Source organism: Avibacterium paragallinarum, assembly GCF_011765605.1.
GTDB classification, from domain to species: domain Bacteria; phylum Pseudomonadota; class Gammaproteobacteria; order Enterobacterales; family Pasteurellaceae; genus Avibacterium; species Avibacterium paragallinarum.
In genome coordinates, this window is the sequence record NZ_CP050316.1 from 684,107 (window position 1) to 705,846 (window position 21,740).

At 43.0% G+C, this 21,740-nt stretch carries 20 protein-coding genes; 6 read left to right on the top strand and 14 right to left on the bottom strand.

All coding sequences use genetic code 11. The features are described from left to right. Positions 1-62: 62 nt before the first annotated feature. The 6 genes from HBL79_RS03430 to HBL79_RS03455 all read right to left on the bottom strand — a co-directional run bounded on the left by HBL79_RS03430 (position 63) and on the right by HBL79_RS03455 (position 5,461). The gene (locus HBL79_RS03430; RefSeq protein ID WP_035687185.1) at positions 63-860 is read right to left on the bottom strand and encodes a DUF4198 domain-containing protein; all 798 of its coding nucleotides are present in this window, start codon (positions 858-860) and stop codon (positions 63-65) included. Next, positions 857-1,015 (bottom strand): hypothetical protein, encoded by a 159-nt coding sequence (locus tag HBL79_RS03435; protein ID WP_156127765.1) that lies wholly within the window; start codon positions 1,013-1,015, stop codon positions 857-859. The genes HBL79_RS03430 and HBL79_RS03435 overlap by 4 nt, the downstream gene beginning before the upstream one ends. 89 nt (positions 1,016-1,104) lie before the next feature. Beyond that, the gene (gene fhuB / locus HBL79_RS03440) at positions 1,105-3,033 is read right to left on the bottom strand and encodes a Fe(3+)-hydroxamate ABC transporter permease FhuB (RefSeq protein ID WP_035687183.1); all 1,929 of its coding nucleotides are present in this window, start codon (positions 3,031-3,033) and stop codon (positions 1,105-1,107) included. Further along, on the bottom strand, positions 3,027-3,920 hold the full coding sequence (locus tag HBL79_RS03445; RefSeq protein WP_223810374.1) for a TroA family protein: 894 nt from the start codon (positions 3,918-3,920) through the stop codon (positions 3,027-3,029). The genes fhuB and HBL79_RS03445 overlap by 7 nt, the downstream gene beginning before the upstream one ends. Positions 3,921-3,925: 5 nt before the next feature. Next, entirely contained in the window at positions 3,926-4,690 is a 765-nt protein-coding gene (locus tag HBL79_RS03450; protein ID WP_035687181.1) for an ABC transporter ATP-binding protein, read from the bottom strand. Positions 4,691-4,897: 207 nt separating this feature from the next. Continuing rightward, entirely contained in the window at positions 4,898-5,461 is a 564-nt protein-coding gene (locus HBL79_RS03455; protein ID WP_046097367.1) for a YtfJ family protein, read from the bottom strand. Positions 5,462-5,627: 166 nt separating this feature from the next. On the opposite strand from HBL79_RS03455, the gene HBL79_RS03460 reads away from it, so the two are divergent. Both HBL79_RS03460 and HBL79_RS03465 read left to right on the top strand, forming a co-directional pair. Then, the gene (locus HBL79_RS03460; protein WP_035687179.1) at positions 5,628-5,960 is read left to right on the top strand and encodes a zinc ribbon domain-containing protein YjdM; all 333 of its coding nucleotides are present in this window, start codon (positions 5,628-5,630) and stop codon (positions 5,958-5,960) included. A 495-nt stretch (positions 5,961-6,455) separates the two neighbouring features. After that, positions 6,456-8,564, top strand: a complete 2,109-nt coding sequence (locus HBL79_RS03465) for an autotransporter outer membrane beta-barrel domain-containing protein (RefSeq protein ID WP_051128090.1) — start codon at positions 6,456-6,458, stop codon at positions 8,562-8,564. Between the two features lie 96 nt (positions 8,565-8,660). Here the strand turns inward: HBL79_RS03465 and mtnN are convergent, their stop codons facing one another. From mtnN to dsbC, 3 genes are all read right to left on the bottom strand, one after another. Continuing rightward, positions 8,661-9,353, bottom strand: coding sequence for a 5'-methylthioadenosine/S-adenosylhomocysteine nucleosidase (gene mtnN, locus HBL79_RS03470; RefSeq protein WP_035687176.1), 693 nt, complete (start codon positions 9,351-9,353; stop codon positions 8,661-8,663). 116 nt (positions 9,354-9,469) lie between these two features. Further along, positions 9,470-11,188 carry a single-stranded-DNA-specific exonuclease RecJ gene (recJ, locus tag HBL79_RS03475; RefSeq protein WP_046097368.1) on the bottom strand — a complete coding sequence of 573 codons (1,719 nt, stop codon included), beginning with the start codon at positions 11,186-11,188 and terminating at the stop codon, positions 9,470-9,472. Between the two features lie 140 nt (positions 11,189-11,328). After that, positions 11,329-12,018 (bottom strand): bifunctional protein-disulfide isomerase/oxidoreductase DsbC, encoded by a 690-nt coding sequence (gene dsbC, locus HBL79_RS03480; protein WP_035687266.1) that lies wholly within the window; start codon positions 12,016-12,018, stop codon positions 11,329-11,331. Positions 12,019-12,178: 160 nt separating this feature from the next. Between dsbC and prfB the strand changes: the two genes are divergently transcribed. From prfB to HBL79_RS03500, 4 genes are all read left to right on the top strand, one after another. Beyond that, a protein-coding gene (prfB, locus tag HBL79_RS03485; protein ID WP_124994813.1) for a peptide chain release factor 2 occupies positions 12,179-13,277 on the top strand; the annotation gives its coding sequence in 2 pieces (ribosomal slippage) (positions 12,179-12,253 and positions 12,255-13,277; 1,098 coding nt in all). Positions 13,278-13,292: 15 nt separating this feature from the next. Then, positions 13,293-13,967: a Fic family protein gene (locus tag HBL79_RS03490; protein WP_046097369.1), complete on the top strand. Its 675-nt coding sequence runs from the start codon at positions 13,293-13,295 to the stop codon at positions 13,965-13,967. 67 nt (positions 13,968-14,034) lie between these two features. Then, positions 14,035-15,540: a lysine--tRNA ligase gene (gene lysS, locus HBL79_RS03495; protein ID WP_035687170.1), complete on the top strand. Its 1,506-nt coding sequence runs from the start codon at positions 14,035-14,037 to the stop codon at positions 15,538-15,540. 55 nt (positions 15,541-15,595) lie between these two features. Further along, positions 15,596-16,237, top strand: a complete 642-nt coding sequence (locus HBL79_RS03500; protein ID WP_017805912.1) for a hypothetical protein — start codon at positions 15,596-15,598, stop codon at positions 16,235-16,237. Between the two features lie 100 nt (positions 16,238-16,337). Here HBL79_RS03500 and HBL79_RS03505 read toward each other — a convergent pair whose 3' ends face one another. The 5 genes from HBL79_RS03505 to HBL79_RS03525 are packed head-to-tail and all read right to left on the bottom strand — an operon-like array spanning position 16,338 to position 21,692. Next, entirely contained in the window at positions 16,338-17,156 is an 819-nt protein-coding gene (locus HBL79_RS03505; protein WP_035687166.1) for a D-hexose-6-phosphate mutarotase, read from the bottom strand. A gap of 14 nt (positions 17,157-17,170) precedes the next feature. Next, positions 17,171-17,848 carry an ABC transporter ATP-binding protein gene (locus HBL79_RS03510; RefSeq protein WP_035687163.1) on the bottom strand — a complete coding sequence of 226 codons (678 nt, stop codon included), beginning with the start codon at positions 17,846-17,848 and terminating at the stop codon, positions 17,171-17,173. A 1-nt stretch (position 17,849) separates the two neighbouring features. After that, positions 17,850-18,986, bottom strand: coding sequence for an ABC transporter permease (locus tag HBL79_RS03515; protein ID WP_035687160.1), 1,137 nt, complete (start codon positions 18,984-18,986; stop codon positions 17,850-17,852). Next, positions 18,973-20,295 carry an ABC transporter permease gene (locus HBL79_RS03520; protein WP_035687157.1) on the bottom strand — a complete coding sequence of 441 codons (1,323 nt, stop codon included), beginning with the start codon at positions 20,293-20,295 and terminating at the stop codon, positions 18,973-18,975. The genes HBL79_RS03515 and HBL79_RS03520 overlap by 14 nt, the downstream gene beginning before the upstream one ends. Then, positions 20,295-21,692: a Fe-S-containing protein gene (locus HBL79_RS03525; RefSeq protein WP_035687155.1), complete on the bottom strand. Its 1,398-nt coding sequence runs from the start codon at positions 21,690-21,692 to the stop codon at positions 20,295-20,297. The genes HBL79_RS03520 and HBL79_RS03525 overlap by 1 nt, the downstream gene beginning before the upstream one ends. Between the last annotated feature and the right edge of the window lie 48 nt (positions 21,693-21,740).

Consider the following 21,740-nt stretch of genomic DNA (forward strand, 5'->3'; position numbering starts at 1 on the left):
GTCCTTAATTTACTACAAGTTACAGCTTAAATAAGGGGCGTTTCCGCCCCACGAAAATAAAATTATTTGTTCACTTTAAAGGTATAAGTGCTATAAAGTTTACGTTTTTGGCACACTTTTTGATCTGGGTAATCCATTTCATAAATTGCCTTGATTTTCCAAGTCCCCGCTAAAGCAGGAATGAAATTCACCTTGCCTTGAGCGTCCGTTTTGCCAGAGAAAGCTTGTGGTTCACGGTGATCGTAAACGGCTTTTTCATCAAGTTTGGTAAATTCGTTGGTTGTGCCGATCACGCTCACGCCTTTTGCTGGCTGACCTTGATACAACACTTGTACGGGGAATACTTCCATCGGGCTTAGCGTGGTTGGATCAACCAATGGCACGATTTCCAACGGTAATCCCACTGGGGCAATGGCAAAGTCGCTCACATCAACGCCCGTGTTCACATAGGTTGAAGCGAACATACTGGATTCTTCGCAGTAATTGGCATCTTTCATTTGAGTGAGATTTTCACGCTTCCAGCCGTTGTCATTTTTCGACCAAAATGTCGGTTTATAGCTGCCCGAAATTTTGTATTCCGCTTTCGCCAACGGGCTGGTGGTTACATAGTGAAAATTTTCGCCCTTTTGGGTGAGGGTAGTGCTTTTGCCGTCCGCACTGTGCAACACCAGCGGATTTAAAATATTTAAACGCCCCTCAGCAATTTTTTCCCCTTCAGGAAAACGATCGCCATAGCCAAGCACCGCAAGCAAATCTTTGCCCGCTTCCGCTTGTTGTGCATATGCCCATAAATCGTGTGCTTGCCCTGCCAGAGGGAACGCCAAGCCACATACTAAGGCGAGATGAGTGAGTTTTTTCATTTGATGTCTCCTATTTTGTAAATAAAAAAACGTGGAATTTTCTGACCGCACTTTTCTACCTCTATTTTCAAAGTGCGGTGTAAAATTCCGCCATATTGCCGTTCAATTTCAACCGTTGAAAGCAAACGGCGATAACTTTTTAGCTTTTGGAACAATATTTTGCATTACAGCGAATTTCATTGAGCGAATCCGATACGTTCAGCAAAACAAGGCTTACGCACGCCTTTTCCCGTCAAGCCAATGGCTAGATTTTTTTCATCAGCCATAAAAAATACGTTCCACCGAGCAAGGTGGCAACCAAGCCCGCCGGGATTTCATAAGGGAACAATAATTGTCGCCCGAGCCAATCTGCCATTATCATCACCGTGCCACCTAATATGCCTGCGGCAAGTAGCTGTGTTTTGCTTTGGCGGAAGCCAAGGCTGTATGCCAAATGGGGAGCGAGCAAGCCGATAAAGCTGAGCGATCCCACAATTAAAGTGGCGAGCAAGGTGAGTAAGATGGCAAATAAAAACAAAATGCTACGCGATTGTACGAGGTTCACGCCAAGGGATTGAGCCACTACGCTATTTAAGCTGAGTAAATCTAGCCAGCGAATAAAAATGAAACTCAAGGCGAAAAGTGCCACTGTGATAATCAGCATAGGGATTGCTACCTCATTGCTGGCGTAATAGGTCGACCCCGAACCCCAGCTTAATAATTGCCACGCTCTGGGATCGCCGCTAGCGATAAGTATGCGTTGCACGGCGCCAAATAAGGCGGAAATGCTAATTCCTGTGAGCAACACTTGATCGGGTTGCAAGCCGTTTTTACGGTTGATCCACCAAATCAGGCTGACAATGCTCAATGCACCGAATGCCCCCCACAACGCATATTGGCTGATCGCCATTGCACCCGCGACAAAAATGGCTAGCATTACGCCAAAGCTCACACCCGAGGTAATGCCTAATAATTCAGGGCTTGCCATTGGGTTGTGGCTGAGGCGTTGCAGAATTGTCCCCGCCAAGGCGAGCATTAGCCCCGCACAAAGGGCATAAGCCAAACGCGGAAAACGCAAAACGAAGAGGGTTTCGTTTAATTCAAGTTGCCAGCCGTGGCGACCTTGTGCGAACCACAGCGAACATAGCCCCGCAAGGCAGAGCAAGCCAAGTAAAAGTGCGGTGCTTTTTGATGATGTTTTTTTCCACGCATTTTGCCCAAGGGGCGAACTGTCCACCACTCGCCCATATTGTTGGTGATGACGAAACACTAGCCACAACAGCAACGGCGTGCCGAATAATGCGGTAACCGAGCCAGTCGGCAAGCCTACGCCCCATTGTTTTTCGATCAGTTGCAAGGTTAAATCAGCGATCAATAATAGCACGCCCGAAAAATAGGCACTTCGCCACAATAAAGTTCGGAAATCCGCACTGCGATATTGGCGTGCAATGGTGGTGGCGGCTAAACCGATAAAGGCGATCATTCCCACACGGCTGACGATAATCGCCACTAAATACGCCGCCAGTAACACACCAAGCAAGCGGATTTTTTTCACATTCACGCCTAAACTTTGAGCGTTGCTTTCTTGCAGTTGCAAAATTTGTAAAGTGGGGCTGAGCAACAGCATTCCCACGATCGCAGGCAATAAAAGGGGCAATAGGGTAAGGCTATCATACCAACTTTCTTGCACCAACGAGCCACTGCCCCACACCAACAAGCCACGGCTTTCTTCGGGATAAAATAAAATTAACAGCGAAGAAAATGCTCCGAGGTAGAAGCTCACCACCAACCCAGCCAACACGATAAGCAACGGCGAAAGCATTTGTCGCCACGCAAGGAATAACACCAAGCCCAAAGCGAACAATGCCCCAGCAAAGGCAACGGGCGTTGTGCCGATTTGCAATAAACTCGGGCAAAATAACGTGGCGACAAACAACGCGAATTGCGAGCCACCGCTTACGGCGAGGGTGCTGTCTGAGGCAAGGGGATTGTTCATTATTTGTTGTAATAGTAAGGACGCCGCCCCCAAGCTCGCCCCTGCTAAGATCGCCATTAACACACGGGGCAAAGTAAAATTAAAAATCAATAATTGGTTGATCTCAGGATCATTCATTTCATTCAGCAACACCGCCAATAGTCCAGAGGCGATTAAGGCTAAGCTCATCACTAACGAGGGGATATGCCATTTTACCATTGTGCTTCTCCCTGCTGGTTATGGGCATTTTGCAACCCTTGACTTAATGCCACCGCTAAACGCTGAGCGGAGGGCAATGCCCCAAATGTCCAGATGGCAGGTAAAATCAACGGATCTTTCGCCAAGGGTAACTGCTTCCATAAGCTGTTATTTGCCAGTTCAGTTGGTACATTCTGAGGATAGGGTTTTATCACCACGAGCTTCGCATTAGGGAACTGTGCCAGTTGATTGAGGCTGATTTGACTAAAACCCCATAAATTCACTGCTTGTTGCCACGCATTTTGCAAGCCTAAATGGCTTAGCACCGCTCCCGGCAAACTTTGTTCGCCATACACACGCAAATGACGGGCATCAATAAATTGCACAATCAATAATGGACGAGGCTGAAATGGAGCAAGCTGTGCTTTGTGAGCGGCGAAAATCGCTTCGGTTTCGCTAATTAAAGGCTGGGGATCAACGCCAACATTTTGTGCCAGTTGGCGGGTGGCATTTAACTGATTTTGCCAAAAATCTCCTGCTTGATAAAAATTCACTCGCTCAACCGCTTTCACTGGCGACAAATAAGGCAAATTGGCTTGAGCGGTAGCGAAATACATATCGCCATTGGGGAAATGTTCGATCTCAAGCTGGGCGAGCAGTTCTTTATTCGGCTGTAATCTTGTGCCTAAATCCACCGCACTTTGTGGTAAGGCGGGTTTGCTCACCCAGTTTTGATAGCTTTGTTTATCGCCTACGGCAACGGGCGTTACGCCTAGTCCGAGCAAGGTTTCGGCGATCGTCCAATCTAAGGTGGCAACCTTTGGCATCGCAACACTCTGCATTGCAAAGCTCGGCAACGAAATTAGCATTAACTGCAATGAGAAGAAAACAGCCCGAATATTCATCATCGCCTCTAGAAAAATGCCACTGGAACGTGGTCAATAGGGTGAGATTGCACTTGCAAATCAATGTGATAAATCTGTGCGAGGGCTTTGGGGGTCATTATTTCTTGCGGTGAACCCTGCATTAATAATCTGCCTCTTTGTAAGGCGATAAGCTGATGGCAAAAACGGGCGGCAAGATTGATGTCGTGGATCACGATGATTACCCCTAAATTCAGCTGTTTCACCAATTTTTCGATCAGTTGCATTACTTCCACTTGATGGGCAATATCTAATGCTGCTAAAGGCTCATCTAATAACAAAAAACGGCTTTGCTGTGCCAATAACATTGCCAGCCACACACGAGAGCGTTCACCGCCTGAAAGGGTGTCCACAAATTGATCGGCATAGGCTTGCATATTCGTCCATTGCAACGCGTTTTGAATGGCTTGTTCATCTTGCTTTGGGGTGCGTCCTAACAGCCCATTCCACGCATAACGCCCCATTTGAAGCAAATTTTTCACCGTTAAATTACTCGCCTGCGGGAGATTTTGAGGCAAATACGCCACCTCACGGGCAAATGCTTTGCTTTTCCATTGCTGAATGGGACGCTGTGCAAAACGCAACTCCCCGCTGGTTACCGCCTGCTGACGGGCAAGTAGCTTAATTAACGTGGATTTCCCCGAACCGTTCGGCCCAATAATGCCGTAAATTTTACCTGTGTTGAATTGTAACGAAATCGGCTGTAATAAAACTTTTTCGGCTAAGGCAAACGATACCGAATTTAATTCAAACACAATATTTCCTTGTTACTGAGAATGCAAAATAAAGGGAGATGAATTTTAATTGATAACAGTTATCGTTTCAATAAGTTTTGTGGTATTGTCTTCTTTTTAAATCGTCTTTCGAATATGGTATGTAGGATAAGAAAGAGGTGAATGAATCTTAAGGAATGCAATAAGAAAGGTGTTTGGGGAGAAATGTGCCAAAATCGGCACATTTGTTTAGTTATTTTTCAACAGGGTATTCACTAAGCTCAAAACTTCATTAATTTGAGCGGGGGAAAGTTTACCTTCCTGTACAAATTTAACTTTCCCATTTTTATCTAGCACCACGATCAGACTGTCTTTTTCTTTTAATTGCCACGCATTTTTCACCGCACTTTGATTATCTAGCACAATTTGACTATGGGAATTTTCTTTCTTGGCTTTTTCTGCACTGCTTCGAACAAAAGCCCCAGTACCGAAAATCGCATCATCTGAATTAATAATATTGGTGGTTTGATAATGTAGCCCATTGAAATGCTGAGTTTTAATCGCATCCATTAATGGCTGATTTTTTTCTTTTGCGGCACTGCGTCCTGCAATATGTTGTATGATGCGAACTTTGCCATTTAACTGACTTACAGTCCAAGGCTTTGTATTAATTTCTTGATTTTCAATAAGTAATTCACCTTTGTCTGCTACCGTTACAGCAGGTAATAACGCATTAAGTTGAATATTATGGGCTGGTGAGTAGGTGGTATATAGTAATGTAGTGAGGCTAACTAATAACGAATATTTCTTCATTTGCTCTTCCTTAGTTTAAAAAATTGTAGTGTAACGAAAATTAGTGTGTCTGGCACCTGAAAAATGCTTATGGGGCGATGGATTTCTTTGCTATACTGCTTGCTAAGTATTAGTAATACGAACTAACTAATTGTTTAAATAGACTTTAATTATTTATGAGGAAAAAATGGAACAACAACCAATCTGCCCGAAATGTCAAGGCGAATATGTTTATTACGATGGAGCCAATTTTGTTTGCCCTGATTGTGCTTATGAATGGTCGGGCAATGAGGAAGCAGAAAGTGATGAGAAAATCGTCAAAGACAGTAACGGTAATCCGTTACAAGATGGGGATAGCGTGATTTTAATTAAAGATTTGAAAGTGAAAGGTTCGTCTATCGTGTTGAAAAAAGGCACGAAAGCGAAAAATATTCGTTTGGTTGATGGTGATCATAATGTGGATTGTAAAATTGATGGACAAAGTTTTTCACTAAAATCTGAATTCTTGAAAAAAGCGTAAAGAGAGTATTTTATTTCACCTCTTATCCAAATAAAGTGCGGTTATTTTTTTACAGTTTTATTTAGTGATATACCTCTATGGTAGTATTTGATATAATTGTAAGCAATTTGTTACTGTATTTAAGGTGGTGAAATGAAAATTTATCTCATAACTGTGTTTCGGATGATATTACTTGCTAGCTGTTCAGTAATATTTATGACATTTAATGTATATGCTACTCAAGAGGAAAAAAGCGACGCAATGCATTATTTTGAATGCAGGGCGTCTAATGAAGAATTATAGAATTGCAAAAAGGAACAAATAGGCAAAGAAAAGATTAGGGGCTGTTACCCAGAGAATTGTTACCAATATATTGGAGAGAAAAAACATCAGCAAACAGCTAATCCAGATTGTCTTGGGCAGAACATTACCACGCAAGGTTTTAGGGTTGAAGATTGTCGTCGAGACAAGGACGATAAAGGTAACTGCCCAAATGCTAGAGAGAAAAGTTCTACAATGTCTTATAAACGTATTTCTCAAGATCAATCTGAAAACTCAGAATTGTTTGCCCCTATTGATTCTGGTATTACAGTTGAACCTACAGGAAGCCATAACCCACCAGCCGACCAAAATCCTCCAGCAAAACCTACTAGGGGAAATGAAGTGGAAGTTTGTTGTGATAGAAATGATTCTAAGCCAGGACATGAGGAGGGGGTTACTGGTAATGTAGGTGTTTCTGGCAATACTAATGATCCTGGTACCCCTACTGGGGGGGACCCTGCCCCTAGTGTTGAACCTGACGCTGAACCTAAATCTAAACCTGACGCTGAACCTACATCTAAACCTGACGCTAAACCTGAACCTGGAACTGAACCTGGAACTGAACCTGAACATAAACCTGAAACTGAACATAAACCTGAAACTGAACATAAACCTGAAACTGAACATAAACCTGAACCTAAACCTGTTGAACCTGTTGAACCTGTTGAACCTGACGCTGAACCTACCGCTGAACCTGACGCTGAACCTACCGATGATCCTACCGATGATCCTAAAGCTGACTCTGAACCTAAACCTGAACCTACTGAAACTACTAACACTAAAGAGACTGGTGATATCTCTACCACTGTTAGTACTGGCGAAAAAAATGATACAGATACAAATACAGATATAGATAAAGTTATAGATAAGGATATAGATAAAGTTATAGATAAGGATATAGATAAAGTTATAGATAAAGATACACCCGTTGCTGTTGATAAACACAATCTAAGCCCTGTTGTTCTTATGTCTCAAATTAATTTAGCTCAAGGGCTAGATGGTATTCGAACATTGAATGAGCGTCGTGGTGTTTACCAAGGAGTAGAGGGGATTTCATCACAAACATGGGGGCGTTTATTGAATCACGCGATGTTTACGCAAACATCAGATAAATTGGGAGAATTGACAATGCGTAATTATGGGGTTCAGTTAGGCAAAGATAAGGTTGTAAAAAACGCTGGTGGAGAATATTCTCTAACGGGTATATTTGGTGGATATAGCAGAGCAACGAGCCATTTAGATTATGCAGCGTCGCACAATACAACTGTTGGAAAACTTATTTCTCATCATTTTCATTTAGGAATAGCACATACGCATTATGGAAAAAATGGAAACTATCTTGATCTCGTTGGGCAATTATCTTATTTTCGTAATCAATATTTTTCTAACTTGAATGACACTCGAGTGGTGAATCCGGCGTTGGGGTTAATGGTATCAGCGGAAATAGGAAAAGCATTAAGGTTTTACTCATCAGGACAAGATAAGAATTATTGGGTGCTTGAACCACAATCGCAGCTAATTTATCAATTCCTTTCGTTGAAAAATATTAAACTGGATGATACAGAAATCACTTTTCCGAAAGTCCATCGTTTGCTTGGTCGTGTTGGGGTTAGAGGGGCATATAATATAATGAGCAATCGTGGACAAAGAGAGCAAAAAACGATATATGCAACGGCGAGTATTTGGCACGATTTTAAACATCAATATACCGCTTATGTGAATAATCTTCCGATAAATTCCCGTTATGTGACAACGTGGTGGGATGCGGGAATAGGTATTCAATTCCCTTTAAAAGCAAATATCGTCTTTTATGCTGATATTCGTTATGAACAGGCGTTTGGAAAACGTGAACGTTTCTATGGATACCGCGGTACACTGGGAATAAAATACAATTTGCCTAGTCCGAAATCGGTTACAACAACATTCAAACTTAATACTGATGCACTATTTGTGTTTAATAAATCCACACTACCTGATTTATTACCAAAAGAACGTGACAAAATTGATAATATTTTGATGAAAATAGAGCATTCTCATATTAAACATATTGCTTTGATCGGACATACCGATCGTTTAGGAAGTCAGCAATACAATAAGCAACTAGGATTAAAACGAGCAGAGTCAATTGCAAATTATTTGAAAGCTCAGGGGTTGAATAAAAATATGACAGTAACTTCTCAAGGTGAAGACAATCCTATTACAACACATTGTAAAGGGAGTAAAGCGACGAAAGCGTTAATCCATTGTTTACAACCAGATAGACGTGTTGAGATTATTCTTTCTGGAGAAAACATACGACCTTAGTTTTTTATTGATAAAGGCATAAGTCATACTATAGATATAGGATTTTAAACATAATCAAAAGCCTTAGATAATCACTAAGGCTTTAATCTGGAATGTTTATGACAGTTTATCGATCATCGCCAACACCATTGCGGAAGATTGTTTGGCAGCGAGCGGAAGAAATTCTTCAAAAGAGATGCTGGCTTTTCCATCACCGCCGTCAGAAATGGCACGTACCACCACAAATGGCACCTTGAAAGCGTGGCAAACTTGGGCGATTGCGGCAGCTTCCATTTCCACCGCGATGACATCAGGGAAATCGTGCTTAATTTGTGTTAAGGCTTCTCCGCCGTGAATAAAGCTATCCCCTGAGCAAATCAACCCTTGGTGGACATTTTGCCCTTGTGCTTGTGCCACTTGTAAAGCAAGTGCGGTCAGTTTTTCATCAGAATTAAAGCGTGCGGGGCAAGCAGGAAGTTGTCCTTTTTCGTAGCCAAACGCCGTAACATCGGCATCGTGGTGTGCGGTTTGGGTGGAAATCACCACATCGCCCACCTTAAGCCCTTGAGCCACGCCGCCCGCTGATCCCGTGTTAATGATGACATCAGGTTGAGCCAGTTGTAATAATGCCGTAGTTCCCATTGCGGCTGCCACTTTGCCAATGCCCGACTGCAATAAGGCGACCTCTTTGCCGTTAATTTTGCCTTGATAGATGGTTGCACCACCAATTTGAGTGGTGGTTTTATTTTCCATTTGCGAGCTTAAGGTGGCGACTTCTTGTGCCATTGCTCCAACAATGCCTATTTTCATTCTTTTTCTCTTGTCGTTATTTGTTAATTAAAAGTCTAATACTGCGATGTCTGGTATAATTTTGTACGATATTTCGAGCATATCGTGGGAAAACGTAAACGCCACATTTGCCCTGCCTATGCCAAAGGTTCTATATAATCTACTAACAACTGAATATTGCGTTGTCCACGATATTCATTTACGTCTAACTTATATGCCAGTTTTACCTTTTTCAGCGAAAGATCGGGGTAATAACGGGTGTCCACATTAAACGCGATGGCATCAAGCAATGGCCCGCCATTTTGCGGCTCAAGCATCATTTTGAGGTGCTTTTCCCCCACTAAACGTTGCTGAAGCAATTTAAATTCGCCGTCAAACGTTGGCTCGGGGAAGGCTTGTCCCCAAGGTCCTGATTGTTTGAGAAGCTCGGCAGTATCCAAATTCATAAATTGGCTTGCCAGTTCGCCGTCCGTCCACACAATGCCTTGTAGATCTTTTTCGTCTAAGCACTCTTCCACCACCTCGTTAAATAGGCGTTGAAAATCACTAAATTTTTCTTCTTGAATGCTCAATCCCGCTGCCATTGCGTGTCCGCCAAATTTCAAAATGATGTCAGGGTGGCGAGAATGCAACCGTTCCAACGCATCACGAATGTGCAGCCCCTCAATGGAGCGTGCCGAGCCTTTAAGCACGCCTGCTTGATCCTGTGCAAAGGCAATCACGGGGCGGTGAAACTGATCTTTCAATCTTGAAGCCAAAATCCCCAATACACCTTGATGCCAATCCGCCTGATACAGCACAATGCCAGTGGGTAATGGTGGGGTAAGTGCGGTCAGTTTTCGGCAGATTTCTAAGGCTTCGAGCTTCATTCCCTGTTCAATCTCTTTGCGGGTTTGATTTAAGCCGTCTAGCTCCAATGCCAAAGCACGGGCGGAGGGCATATCTTCAGCCAATAACAATTCCACGCCTACCGACATATTGTCCAACCGCCCTGCGGCATTTAAACGTGGCGCAATGGCAAAGCCTAAATCTGACGCACTGAAACGGCTCAGATCGCGATTTGCCACCTCCGCCAAGGCTTGAATGCCATAGCGACAACGCCCCGCTCGGATTCGTTGCAACCCTTGATAGGCTAAAATGCGGTTATTTTGATCCAACGGCACAACATCGGCAATTGTGCCTAAGGCGACTAAATCCAGCAAATCGGTAAAATTGGGCTGGGTTTTCACATCAAAAACGCCCAGCTCTCGCAGCTTAGCGCGCAATGCCAACATTACATAAAACGCAACGCCAACACCCGCTAAGGATTTCGAGGGAAAAGCACATTGGGGTAAATTAGGGTTCACAATGGCGTCCGCTTCGGGCAAGGTTTCAGCGGGTAAATGGTGATCCGTTATCAGCACTTGCACGCCTTGTTGGGTTAAATATTTCACTCCCTCAAAGGAAGAAATACCGTTATCCACCGTGATCAGCACTTCAACGTTTTTTTCCAACGCCAGTTTTGCCACCTCAACGCTCAGCCCGTAGCCCTGCTCAAAACGGTTGGGGACAAGGTAATCCACCTGCTGAAAACCAAGCTGACGCAATGCCAACACGGTGAGTGCGGTGCTGGTTGCTCCGTCCGCATCAAAATCCCCCACGATGACAATGCGTTTTTGTGCCATTCGAGCTTCCGCCAGCAACACCACTGCTTTCTCCATTCCTAAAAGTTGATGGGGTGAAAGCATCGCTTTCAAAGTGCGGTCTAATTGTTGCGGTGTTTTTATTTGCCGAGCACGGTAAAGGCGATCAAGCAATGGGTGATCGCAAAGGGGCTGTTCAGTGGTGATAGGACGGCGTTGGATTGCTTTATTCATAACTGCGAATTTTGCTGCGATTTCTCTCTTTTCGGTCGGACGTATAAACACGGATTTACTCTGATTAGATAAGGGCGAAAGGCTATCCTCCGCCCGTCAAACCAATCAAGTAAAAAATGCGAAAAAATCTGACCGCACTTTTATTGTTGTGCTTGTAAGGCTTTGAGCAATTCTTTTGGCGGTAAATAACCGCCGATTAATTCGCCATTTGGCAATACAATGCTTGGTGTTCCACGCACGCCAAATTGAATGCCTAGCTCATAATGTTTTTTCACCATTTCCGCATTCTTCAAGGTTTTCGGCAAGTTGCCTTTTTCCGCTTCGTTTAACGCATTTACGGGATCTTTCGCTTGCCAAATGGCTTCCATTTGCTTCGCCGTGTTGGAATTTAAACCGCCACGCGGAAATGCCAGATAACGCACCGTAATGCCTAAATCGTTGTATTGGCTGATTTGTTCGTGCAATAAATGGCAGTAATGGCAGGTAATATCCATAAACACCGTAACCACATATTTTTCATCTTTGGCAGGGTAAACGATCATTTCATTTTTATAACTATTTAATTTATCAAGTAAAAATTTACCTGTTAAATCCACAGGGCCTTTATCCGTTAATTCGTAGAGTTGCCCTTGAATGACATATTTGCCGTCTTCAGAGGCATAGAAAATCCCCTCGTTGCTCACGACAGTTTTTACTCCATTAATCGGCGAAGCCTTAATTTCCATTTGCGAAACGCCTAATTTTTTTAACTGGGCTTCGATTTGGCTGTCGCTTGCCGCTGCAGAAAGGGATAACACAGCACAAGAAAGTGCGGTCATTATTTTTTTCATTTTTGTTCCTAAATCTGATTCCATTTGAACGTGGGCGGATTTTATCACAAGCCCTTGCAACAAGCTAATAGGAAAAGGCATTCAGATAATTGACCTATCCAATTTGCTGAAAATAGCATATAATTCGCCCTTTAATTCTTAACAAATAGAAATAGGATTTATGTTTGAAATTAATCCCATAAAAAACAAAATTGCGGATTTATCTGACCGCACTTTAACCCTCAGGGGGTATCTTTGACTTTGATAGTAAAGTCGAACGTTTAGAAGAAGTGAATGCCGAGCTGGAACAGCCCGATGTGTGGAACGAGCCAGAAAAAGCCCAAGCCTTAGGCAAAGAGCGTGCCAGCCTTGAAAGCGTGGTGAATACCATCAACAATTTGCAACAAGGGTTAGATGATGTGGACGGCTTGCTTGAACTCGCCATTGAAGCGGAAGACGAAGCCACTTTCAACGAAGCCGTTGCCGAATTAGACGAGCTTGAGCAAAAACTCGCAGGGCTTGAATTTCGCCGAATGTTCAGCGGTGTACACGACAGTGCCGATTGCTATGTGGATCTGCAAGCAGGATCAGGTGGCACAGAAGCTCAAGATTGGACAGAAATGCTACTGAGAATGTATCTTCGCTGGGCGGAAAGCAAAGGCTTTAAAACGGAGCTAATGGAAGTGTCTGATGGCGATGTGGCAGGGATAAAATCAGCCACTATTCGCGTTTCAGGGGAATACGCTTTTGGTTGGCTACGCACCGAAACAGGGATTCACCGCTTAGTGCGTAAAAGCCCTTTTGACTCCAACAATCGCCGCCACACCTCTTTCAGCGCTGCCTTTGTTTATCCTGAAATTGATGACAATATTGATATTGAAATCAATCCAGCGGATTTGCGTATTGATGTGTATCGCGCATCTGGCGCGGGCGGTCAGCACGTGAATAAAACCGAAAGTGCGGTGCGAATTACCCATATTCCAAGCGGTATTGTGGTGCAATGTCAAAACGATCGTTCACAGCATAAAAATAAAGATCAGGCGATGAAACAGCTCAAGGCCAAACTTTACGAATTAGAACTGCAAAAGCAAAATGCCGAAAAACAAGCAATGGAAGATAACAAATCCGACATTGGCTGGGGCAGTCAAATTCGTTCTTATGTGCTTGATGACTCACGCATTAAAGATCTGCGTACTGGCGTAGAAAACCGCAACACCCAAGCCGTACTAGACGGTGATTTGGACAGATTTATTGAGGCGAGTTTGAAGGCTGGGTTATAAGCTCAAGGTGACAAAATGACAATGAATGACATCAACAAAATTCTCAAGGCTCTGCCCTTTATTAATGATGATTTGATTTATTTCTATAATTATCATTCCAATAAAATTGAGAATAATAGTCTGACTTTAGGGGAAACGGTTACCGTTTTAAAAGACGGTTTTGGCGTATCAAAACCCCTTAAAGATATTCGCGATGTGGAAAATCATCATCGCGCATTGCATTTTGTCTTTGAATTAGCGAAATCCCAAGAACCTTTATCTTTGCGTACCATTCGTGAGATTCAGGCATTGGTTGAACCAGAAAGAACAGGATTTAGAACGCAGCTTGTTGAAATTCTAAATACTGATGTGAAAACCGCTGAACCTTTTGAAATCAGTTTACGCTTGGAACAAATTTTAGAAAATTATCACCGCAAAGATGAAGATAAAGACGAGCAAGATTTTTTCTATAAATTAGCAGAGTTTCACATCGCTTTTGAACGTATCCACCCTTTTATTGATGGAAATGGACGTACTGGGCGGCTTTTACTGAATTTAGAATTACTCAAAGCAGGTTATCCGCTGACTACAATAAAGTTTGAAGATCGCCCAATGTATTACGATGCTTTTTCTGATGTGGAAAAAATGAAAATATTGCTGGAAAAAAGCGTTCAAGATACTATTGAAATGATTGTAGAAAAAGCAAAATAAACATTAAGATCACAATTTTTGACCTCAAAATCAAACACATTTTATTTTTTAATAAAGGTAAAACAAAATGACAGAACAAACCCAAGAATTAGATTTAAACGGTGAGATGTTGGTTCGCCGTGAAAAATTAGCGGCATTGCGTAAAAAAGGCAATGCGTTTCCAAATACCTTCCGCCGTGATGCCCTTGCACAGGATTTACATCAACAATATGATGAGGTTGATGGCGAAGCCTTGAAAGAGCAAGATGTGGAAGTGAAAGTGGCTGGGCGTATTATGACACGCCGTATTATGGGTAAAGCGACTTTCGTTACCTTACAAGATATGAGCGGTCGTATTCAGCTTTATATTGCTCGCGACAACTTGCCTGAGGGCGTTTATGCCGATGACGTGGGCAACTGGGATTTGGGCGATATTGTGGGCGTGAAAGGGACGCTATTCAAAACCAAAACCAATGAGCTTACCGTGCGCGCTAGCGAAGTGCAGCTTTTAACCAAAGCATTACGTCCGTTGCCAGATAAATTCCACGGTCTTGCGGATCAAGAAATGCGTTATCGCCAGCGTTATTTGGATCTTATTTCTAACGAAGAATCTCGCCGCACTTTTATTATCCGTTCAAAAGTGATTGCAGGAATGCGTGAATATTTCATCAGCAAAGGCTTTATTGAAGTAGAAACGCCAATGTTGCAAGTGATCCCCGGTGGAGCGGCTGCACGTCCGTTTGTGACCCATCACAATGCCTTAGACATTGATATGTATCTGCGTATTGCCCCTGAGCTTTACCTCAAACGCCTTGTGGTGGGAGGCTTTGAACGCGTGTTTGAACTCAACCGCAACTTCCGTAACGAGGGCGTATCGGTGCGTCATAACCCAGAATTTACGATGATCGAATACTATCAAGCCTATGCGGATTATCACGATTTAATGGATAATACCGAAGAGTTGTTACGCAAGTTAGCCTTGGATATTTTAGGCACAACCATTGTGCCATACGGTGATTATGAATTTGATTTCGGCAAACCGTTCGAGCGAATCACAATGCACGAGGCGATCTTAAAACACGGTGCAGATAAAGGCATCGTGAAAGAGGATCTGTACGACCTCGATCGTGCCAAAGCCTTGGCTTCCAAACTCGGCATTGAAGTACAAAAATCTTGGGGCTTAGGCTCGATCGTCAATGCAATTTTTGAAGAAGTGGCAGAACATCACTTAATTCAGCCAACGTTCTTAATGGCTCACCCTGCGGAAATCTCGCCATTAGCACGCCGTAATGATGAAAACCCAGAAGTAACCGATCGCTTTGAATTATTCATCGGCGGACGTGAAATTGGTAACGGTTTCTCAGAGCTTAACGATGCAGAAGACCAAGCGGAACGCTTTGACGCCCAAGTGGCTGCCAAAGAAGCGGGTGATGATGAAGCAATGTTCAAAGATGAGGATTTTGTTACTGCACTTGAACACGGCTTGCCACCAACGGCTGGCGAGGGCTTAGGTATTGACCGCTTAGCAATGCTCTTTGCTAACGCCCCGTCAATTCGCGATGTGATTTTATTTCCAGCGATGAAACAGAAATAAAACACAATCTATCAATTAATTGTAGAAAAGGCTTCTTAAGAAAAAGGTGTAATAAATGTTTAAAATTTTCTATAAACAACTTTATTTTGTTGTGGTTGCTGCTTTTTTTTCGGCAACATCGGCTTATGCAACTGAAACGGTACAAGTGCCAGATAATAAAAAAGCATACGAATTGACTCAAGAGGAAGTTAATGACTTGAAAAATCAATATAAGTATGACTTTATCACGGGTAAACCTTATGTTCCCATTGTTTTTCTCGGTGAACGTTATGAAAGTGATGCATTGCTTGAGCTAGCTAAAAATGGTTATCGAATTAATAATAAACTTCATAAGCTTACAAAAAGTGCAGAGATTATTTTGATGATGCCTAGAATTGATTTGTTGGGAAAATATATGGGAGCATTAGCCAAAACAACAAATAATCTTTATGTTTTTATTATGGACAATGATAAACAGGCGGAACCCTATGGAGATCGTAGTTATCAACAGTATTTAAAACAAGGATTAGACAAGAGATTACCTAAAAATGTTATAGTATTTCGTTTACAAGATGAAAGTGTTACACCATTTCCAGGAAAAAATAATTTCGAGTTTAGTAGAAATGCAAGTATTTTAGATAGTGCCGTATTTAATAATCAAGTAAAACAAATTTTTCAGAGTATTACTAAAGTTAAAAATAACTATCCACAAAAATAGCGACACATTTTATATGTATAGAGTAAAGATACGAATTCTATGAGTTCGTATCTTTTTATTTTGATAAAAGATCTTAATTTTGGATTTAAATTCTCTTATTTTAGGGATGAACTGATATTCGGACAGAGCAATTTGCCCCTTGTTCTAACAGTTTAGTAATTCTCGCACTTTCCAAACAAACCATTGTTTTATAACCTGTTTCGCTCATTCCACCAGTAGCTTTATGCCAAGGATTCCACAGCACTACATTGCTTGCATTATGATGTGCCACATTAATTGTACGCCCGTCCCCTTTATCGACAATGTGATGAGAAACAGGGGATTGCACCGTATAAATGCAATCAATATGCTGATCAATTAAACGGGGAGAAGGCACATTTTCTTGCTGTTGAGTTAATGCGTTGAAGCATTCTGTTGGCAAGTTTTGCACTTCCACATTGGCCACATCGCTTAAATTAAAATAGCTGTGCAACGCAAGTTGGGCAGGTTCTTGGCCATAATGCTGAAAAATAATTTCGCAATCTTGGCTAAAGATCATTGTGGTTTTGGCTTCAATCAAATGCTCTGAAGAAAATAAGCAAAATTCCAACCGCACTTTGTTTTCTTCAATTTCATAATCACTGAGCTGCCATAAACTGATGCGCGCATAACCGTGTGCCGGGGATTTTGCTCCACCAAACCAAGGATAGCAAATTGGCACGCCACCTCGAATGGCATTGCCTAATTTGAACGGTTCAATTTCACTCAGCCAAAGTACGTCTTTCTGCGTGCCTTTTGGCTGCCAGCTAAATAAATGTGCACCTTGAAGCGAGATCAAAGCTTTACCCACTTGGTGATCTAATGCGATCACGGGAATTTCATTATATTGCTGCAAACTTAATGCTGGGGTGAGTTGTTTGATGGTTGTTATTGTTGTCATTAAATTATTCTCCTTTAACAATGTGAATTATTCACTTCTTCGCGCAAAAATTTTCCGTGTTGGAGGAAAATCGTGCGGTGTGTGAGTTTGCCTAGTTCGGGGTTATGGGTAACCATCACGATAGTTCTGCCTTGTTGGTTGAGTTCGGTAAGCAGATCAAGAACGAGTTTTTCGTTTTTTTCATCAAGATTTCCTGTAGGCTCATCAGCGAAGATGACAGGGGGCTGATTAACCAAGGCTCGTGCGATACAAACTCGTTGTTGTTCCCCCCCTGAAAGTTGGCTTGGGCGGTGATCAAAACGGTGAGCCAAGCCCACTTGAGCTAATACTGCTTTGGCAGCTTCTTCATCAACAACGCTGTGATAATGCTGCGCGAGCATGACGTTTTCTAGTGCGGTTAAGTAGGGAATGAGGTGGAATTGTTGGAAAACCAAGCCGATTTTTTCCGCACGAAAACGCTGGCGACCCGTTTCATCGAGCTGAGCCGCGTCCACGCCGTCTAAAATCACTTTTCCAGAGGTTGCGGTGTCTAAGCCCGTGAGAATGTTCATTAACGTGGTTTTGCCTGAGCCTGAAGCGCCCATAATGGCTACAAATTCCCCTTCAGCAATTTGGATATTAATGCCTTCAAGGGCGGTAACTTGTCCAAAAAGTTTGTATAAATGTTGGGTTTCAATCACATAATTTTTCATTTTATTCGCCTTTTAATACGTTGGCTGTTTGAATCTCTAATGCTCTCCGCGTTGGCACGATCACCGCAATAAAAGCGACGCTGAGCGAAAGGAAAATCGTGATCGGAATAACGGGTAAGCGCAAATCAATATAGGCTTTAAACACGGTGATGCCGAGAATTTGTGCTAGCAAATACCCTAAGATTAGCCCCACGACAATAGCACAAAATGCGATAAGTAAAATTTCTGTGCCAATTTGCTTAATAATATCTTGCTGTTTTGCACCTAAGGCTTTTTGCAGGGCAAATTCTTTCGCACGTTCGCCCACAATGGCGATTAGCGTGGTATTCACGCAAAGGGTGGCTAGGATGAGAATTACAACGGAAATCAAGCCCATTAAGCCTTTGATTTTATCCAAAATTTGCCCCTCAGAGGCGGATACTTTCAAGATCGGGCGAATGGCTAAATCAGGATATTGCTGTTGTAATTGTTGTGCAAATTGGCTCACTTGCCCTTGATCGTTTTTCACATTCAGAAGTGCATTAGTGATTAAGCCTGTTTTATCTAGCCATTGCTGGGCGAATTCAAGGTTTACAATCAGCATATTGTCCGTGGCATCACCGCTTTCCACAATGGCTTTAATGTGAAAATGATGTTTTTCGTTGCCTTTATTTAAGGTGATGTTATCGCCAATTTTCAAATTTAAGCGTTGAGCGAGAGATTTCCCAATCATCGCATTGCGATCATCAAAATTCACCCCGATAGGCGTTCCCGTGATTTGCCAGTAAGGGGAAAGGGTGGGCATTGCGTCAAACCAAACGCCCATTATCACCACTTTTTCTAGATCCGCGCGAGCGACGCCGTAAAGATAAGGGCTAGCTGCGGTGATTAAACCTTGTGGAGCTTGGCTAAGAATGTGGTTGAAATCCGTTTCATTCATCAAGCCACTGCTGTTTGAGCCGATATAAAAATTCGCACCAAAAGTACGCAACTCTTGGCTCATTTTGGTGTTGATGTCGAAATAGACCGCTGCCATTGCGGTAACAATACTCGCCCCCACAGTGAGTGCGGCGAAAATAATCATCACCCGTTGCAAGCGTAAGCGTAACGCATTGATAATTAAACGCCAAAACATCGTACGCGTTTTATTGGCGACCATATAGCACCTCCACAGGGTAAAGCTGTGCAATGCGATGAGCAGGAAACCACGTGCCGATTAGAGCGATAATCACCGAAAGCACGAGTACGCAAGGCACAACGATCCAAGCAAAATCAAGGGGAGAACCAAAGAGGGTAATGCCGATAAATTTTGCCAAGCCCCAGCCAGCTACACAGCCTAACGCCCCGCCGATCAAGGCACTGAGAATCGCTTCGCAATAAAACAGCAACACGATTTGCCATTGATATGCCCCAAGGGCTTTCATCAAGCCGATTTCTTTGCTTCGTTCAATAATGGTAGTGGTCATTAATGAGGCGATCCCCATTGCGGCAGCGACTAAGGCGGCAACCGTAACCACCGCTAGCAAGAGCTGGATTTTCTCAATCACCACGCCCTCAGAGGCGGCGACTTGCCAGATTGGACGCACCACTGCTCCCGAAATCGCCTCTTCTAATTGATGTGAAATAGAGGAAACATAGGCGGTACAATACCAGCGGTCATATTCCTCCGCGGCGAGTGCGTCAGGGTTATCCCGTGCTTTGCGGGACAGCTTATTTTCTGGCACAGTGAGGGCGGAAACCTTGATACCTTGCACCTTGCCCGATAAATTGAGTAAATTTTGCACCGCACTTAATGGCAGCACGATTTGTTGTTCTTCCGTTCCACCTGTGCTTAAAATGCCGACAAGATGAATGTTTACGATGCGTTGAATTTGCCCCTCGTGATAGCTCAACTGAATGCGATCGCCGATTTTCCATTGGGTTTGATTGGCTAATTGTTTACCAAGCAGAGCGGGGATCGTTTCGCCAAAATGGTATTGGCTGTCGTCCACCCATTGCCCTTGCACTTTCCAATAGGGGCTGATAATACGTTGCCCAGTGTGGTAATCCTCTTCATCAGGAATGGCGATATGATGATCAAAGAACGTGCCTAAAATCGCGACATTCCGTTCATTGCCTTGCGTGAGGTTTTTGCCCGCCACTTCCGCACTGAGTAACGGAGCAAAGCCCACAATATTATTACGCCAAAAAATATCTTTCACATTTGGCATTTCTTTTTGGTCTAAAAAATCTTGCGTAGAAAGGCTATTTCCGCCATTAATTTCACTTGATAGCACCGCCTGACTGGCTGGTTCGATCAAAATATTCGCACCGTAAGATTTCAGCTCGCGAGCCATTTTGTCGCCAATATCAATGGACACCGCGAGAAGGGCAGAAACCAAGCCCGCCGCGAGAAAAATCGTCATAATGGCAAGTAATTTGCGTTTTAGCCCATAACGCCAAGATTGGAATAACATTCGAGTAAGCATTAGGGATTTTCCTCTTTAGCAAGATAGGCTTCAGGATTATCGCGGAACGCGTTGAGATTTTTTTCATTGGCGAAGAAGTAGGTTTTGCCTGCGTAATTGTATTTATGCTCCGCGGTGGTATTTTTCAATTTTGTGCCGTCCACTGGATCATTCACGTCCAATTCCACGATGGTAGAAAAATAGTTCAGCCCGTCTTCAAGGCTTTTTTTGCTGATAATCACGTCGCTATCGGTTTGTTGCCAATCTTCAATCGGCACGGGGTTACAGCCGCCTGGTTTACCAATGGACGGGATAAACATTCGCACGCCACAGCCCACACAAACCACTTGATCGCCCTCCATTACATAGCCTTGATCACCGCACAAAATGCAAGCATCAAACACCGCTGCCAAGCTGAGGTTTTTCGTTGAGCGGTTGATAATGAAAAAACGCACCGCCTTACCATCACTGGCAATCCACACAAAACGGTGTAATTTGCCGTCTTTCACCTGCTCGATAGGAATATGAACGTGGTTTTGTTTATCGAGCGTTACGGGTTTTGCTTCAGAAAGTTGCGGTGGGCGAGAGGCGATCTGATCCCAATAAAGTTGTGCTGCGATGATGGTACATAAGGCGACAACACCCCATAATAGCGTGCGGCGGCTGGTTTGTAACAGGGCTAATTTTTTCCGTTTTTCAATAGGTTGAACGCTGTTTTGCACCGCTTTTTTATGGCTAGCATAGACGCATTTTGCAAAGAAAATTAGGCTTAATCCCGCAAGGCTTGCGATAAAATAATTGCTATAACTGATGAGATTGCTGGATTTTGCCACAAAACTTAAGCGTGCTTTAGTGAGATCAATCACTTGTAATTTCATCAAGCCAAGTAATACTTCACCGATTAAAGGCAAGAGTAAAAATAGGGTAGTGAGTGAAATCAGCAAAAAGGGAAGTGCGGTGAGTTTTTTCGCTGTTTTATTTTGGCTTAACAGAAGATAAAGCCAAAAGGCGAACAAAAAGCAAAAAATCACGCCAGAAATGCCCGCACTTAAGTGCAGAATAAAATCCGTGTTAATCACGTCCGTGTTGGTAATGGCGGAAATATTGGGATCTCTTGACCATATTGCACCAGCAGCAAGGCAAAGCATAAATTGCCAAAAATAAGCCAATTTCAATGCACGGAAAAAGTGGGAGAGATAAAACAGCACGAGAATTGTTATTAAGAAAATACTTAGCCCTAGTTTCACTGATTGGGAAGCTGGCAGCTGCAAATAGCCTACTGCACCGCAGCCTAGCCCTAGCAGGGAAATCCAAAGGATTCGTTTTAAATTAAGGTTGTCATATTTCAGCCAATTCACGCCTAATAACAAAGCAATCGGCAAAACAGATTGAAGGAAAAAAACGAAGTAGTAGTTCATAATAATCTCAATCAAAAATCTAAATTTTTCTAATTATTCTGCTAACAA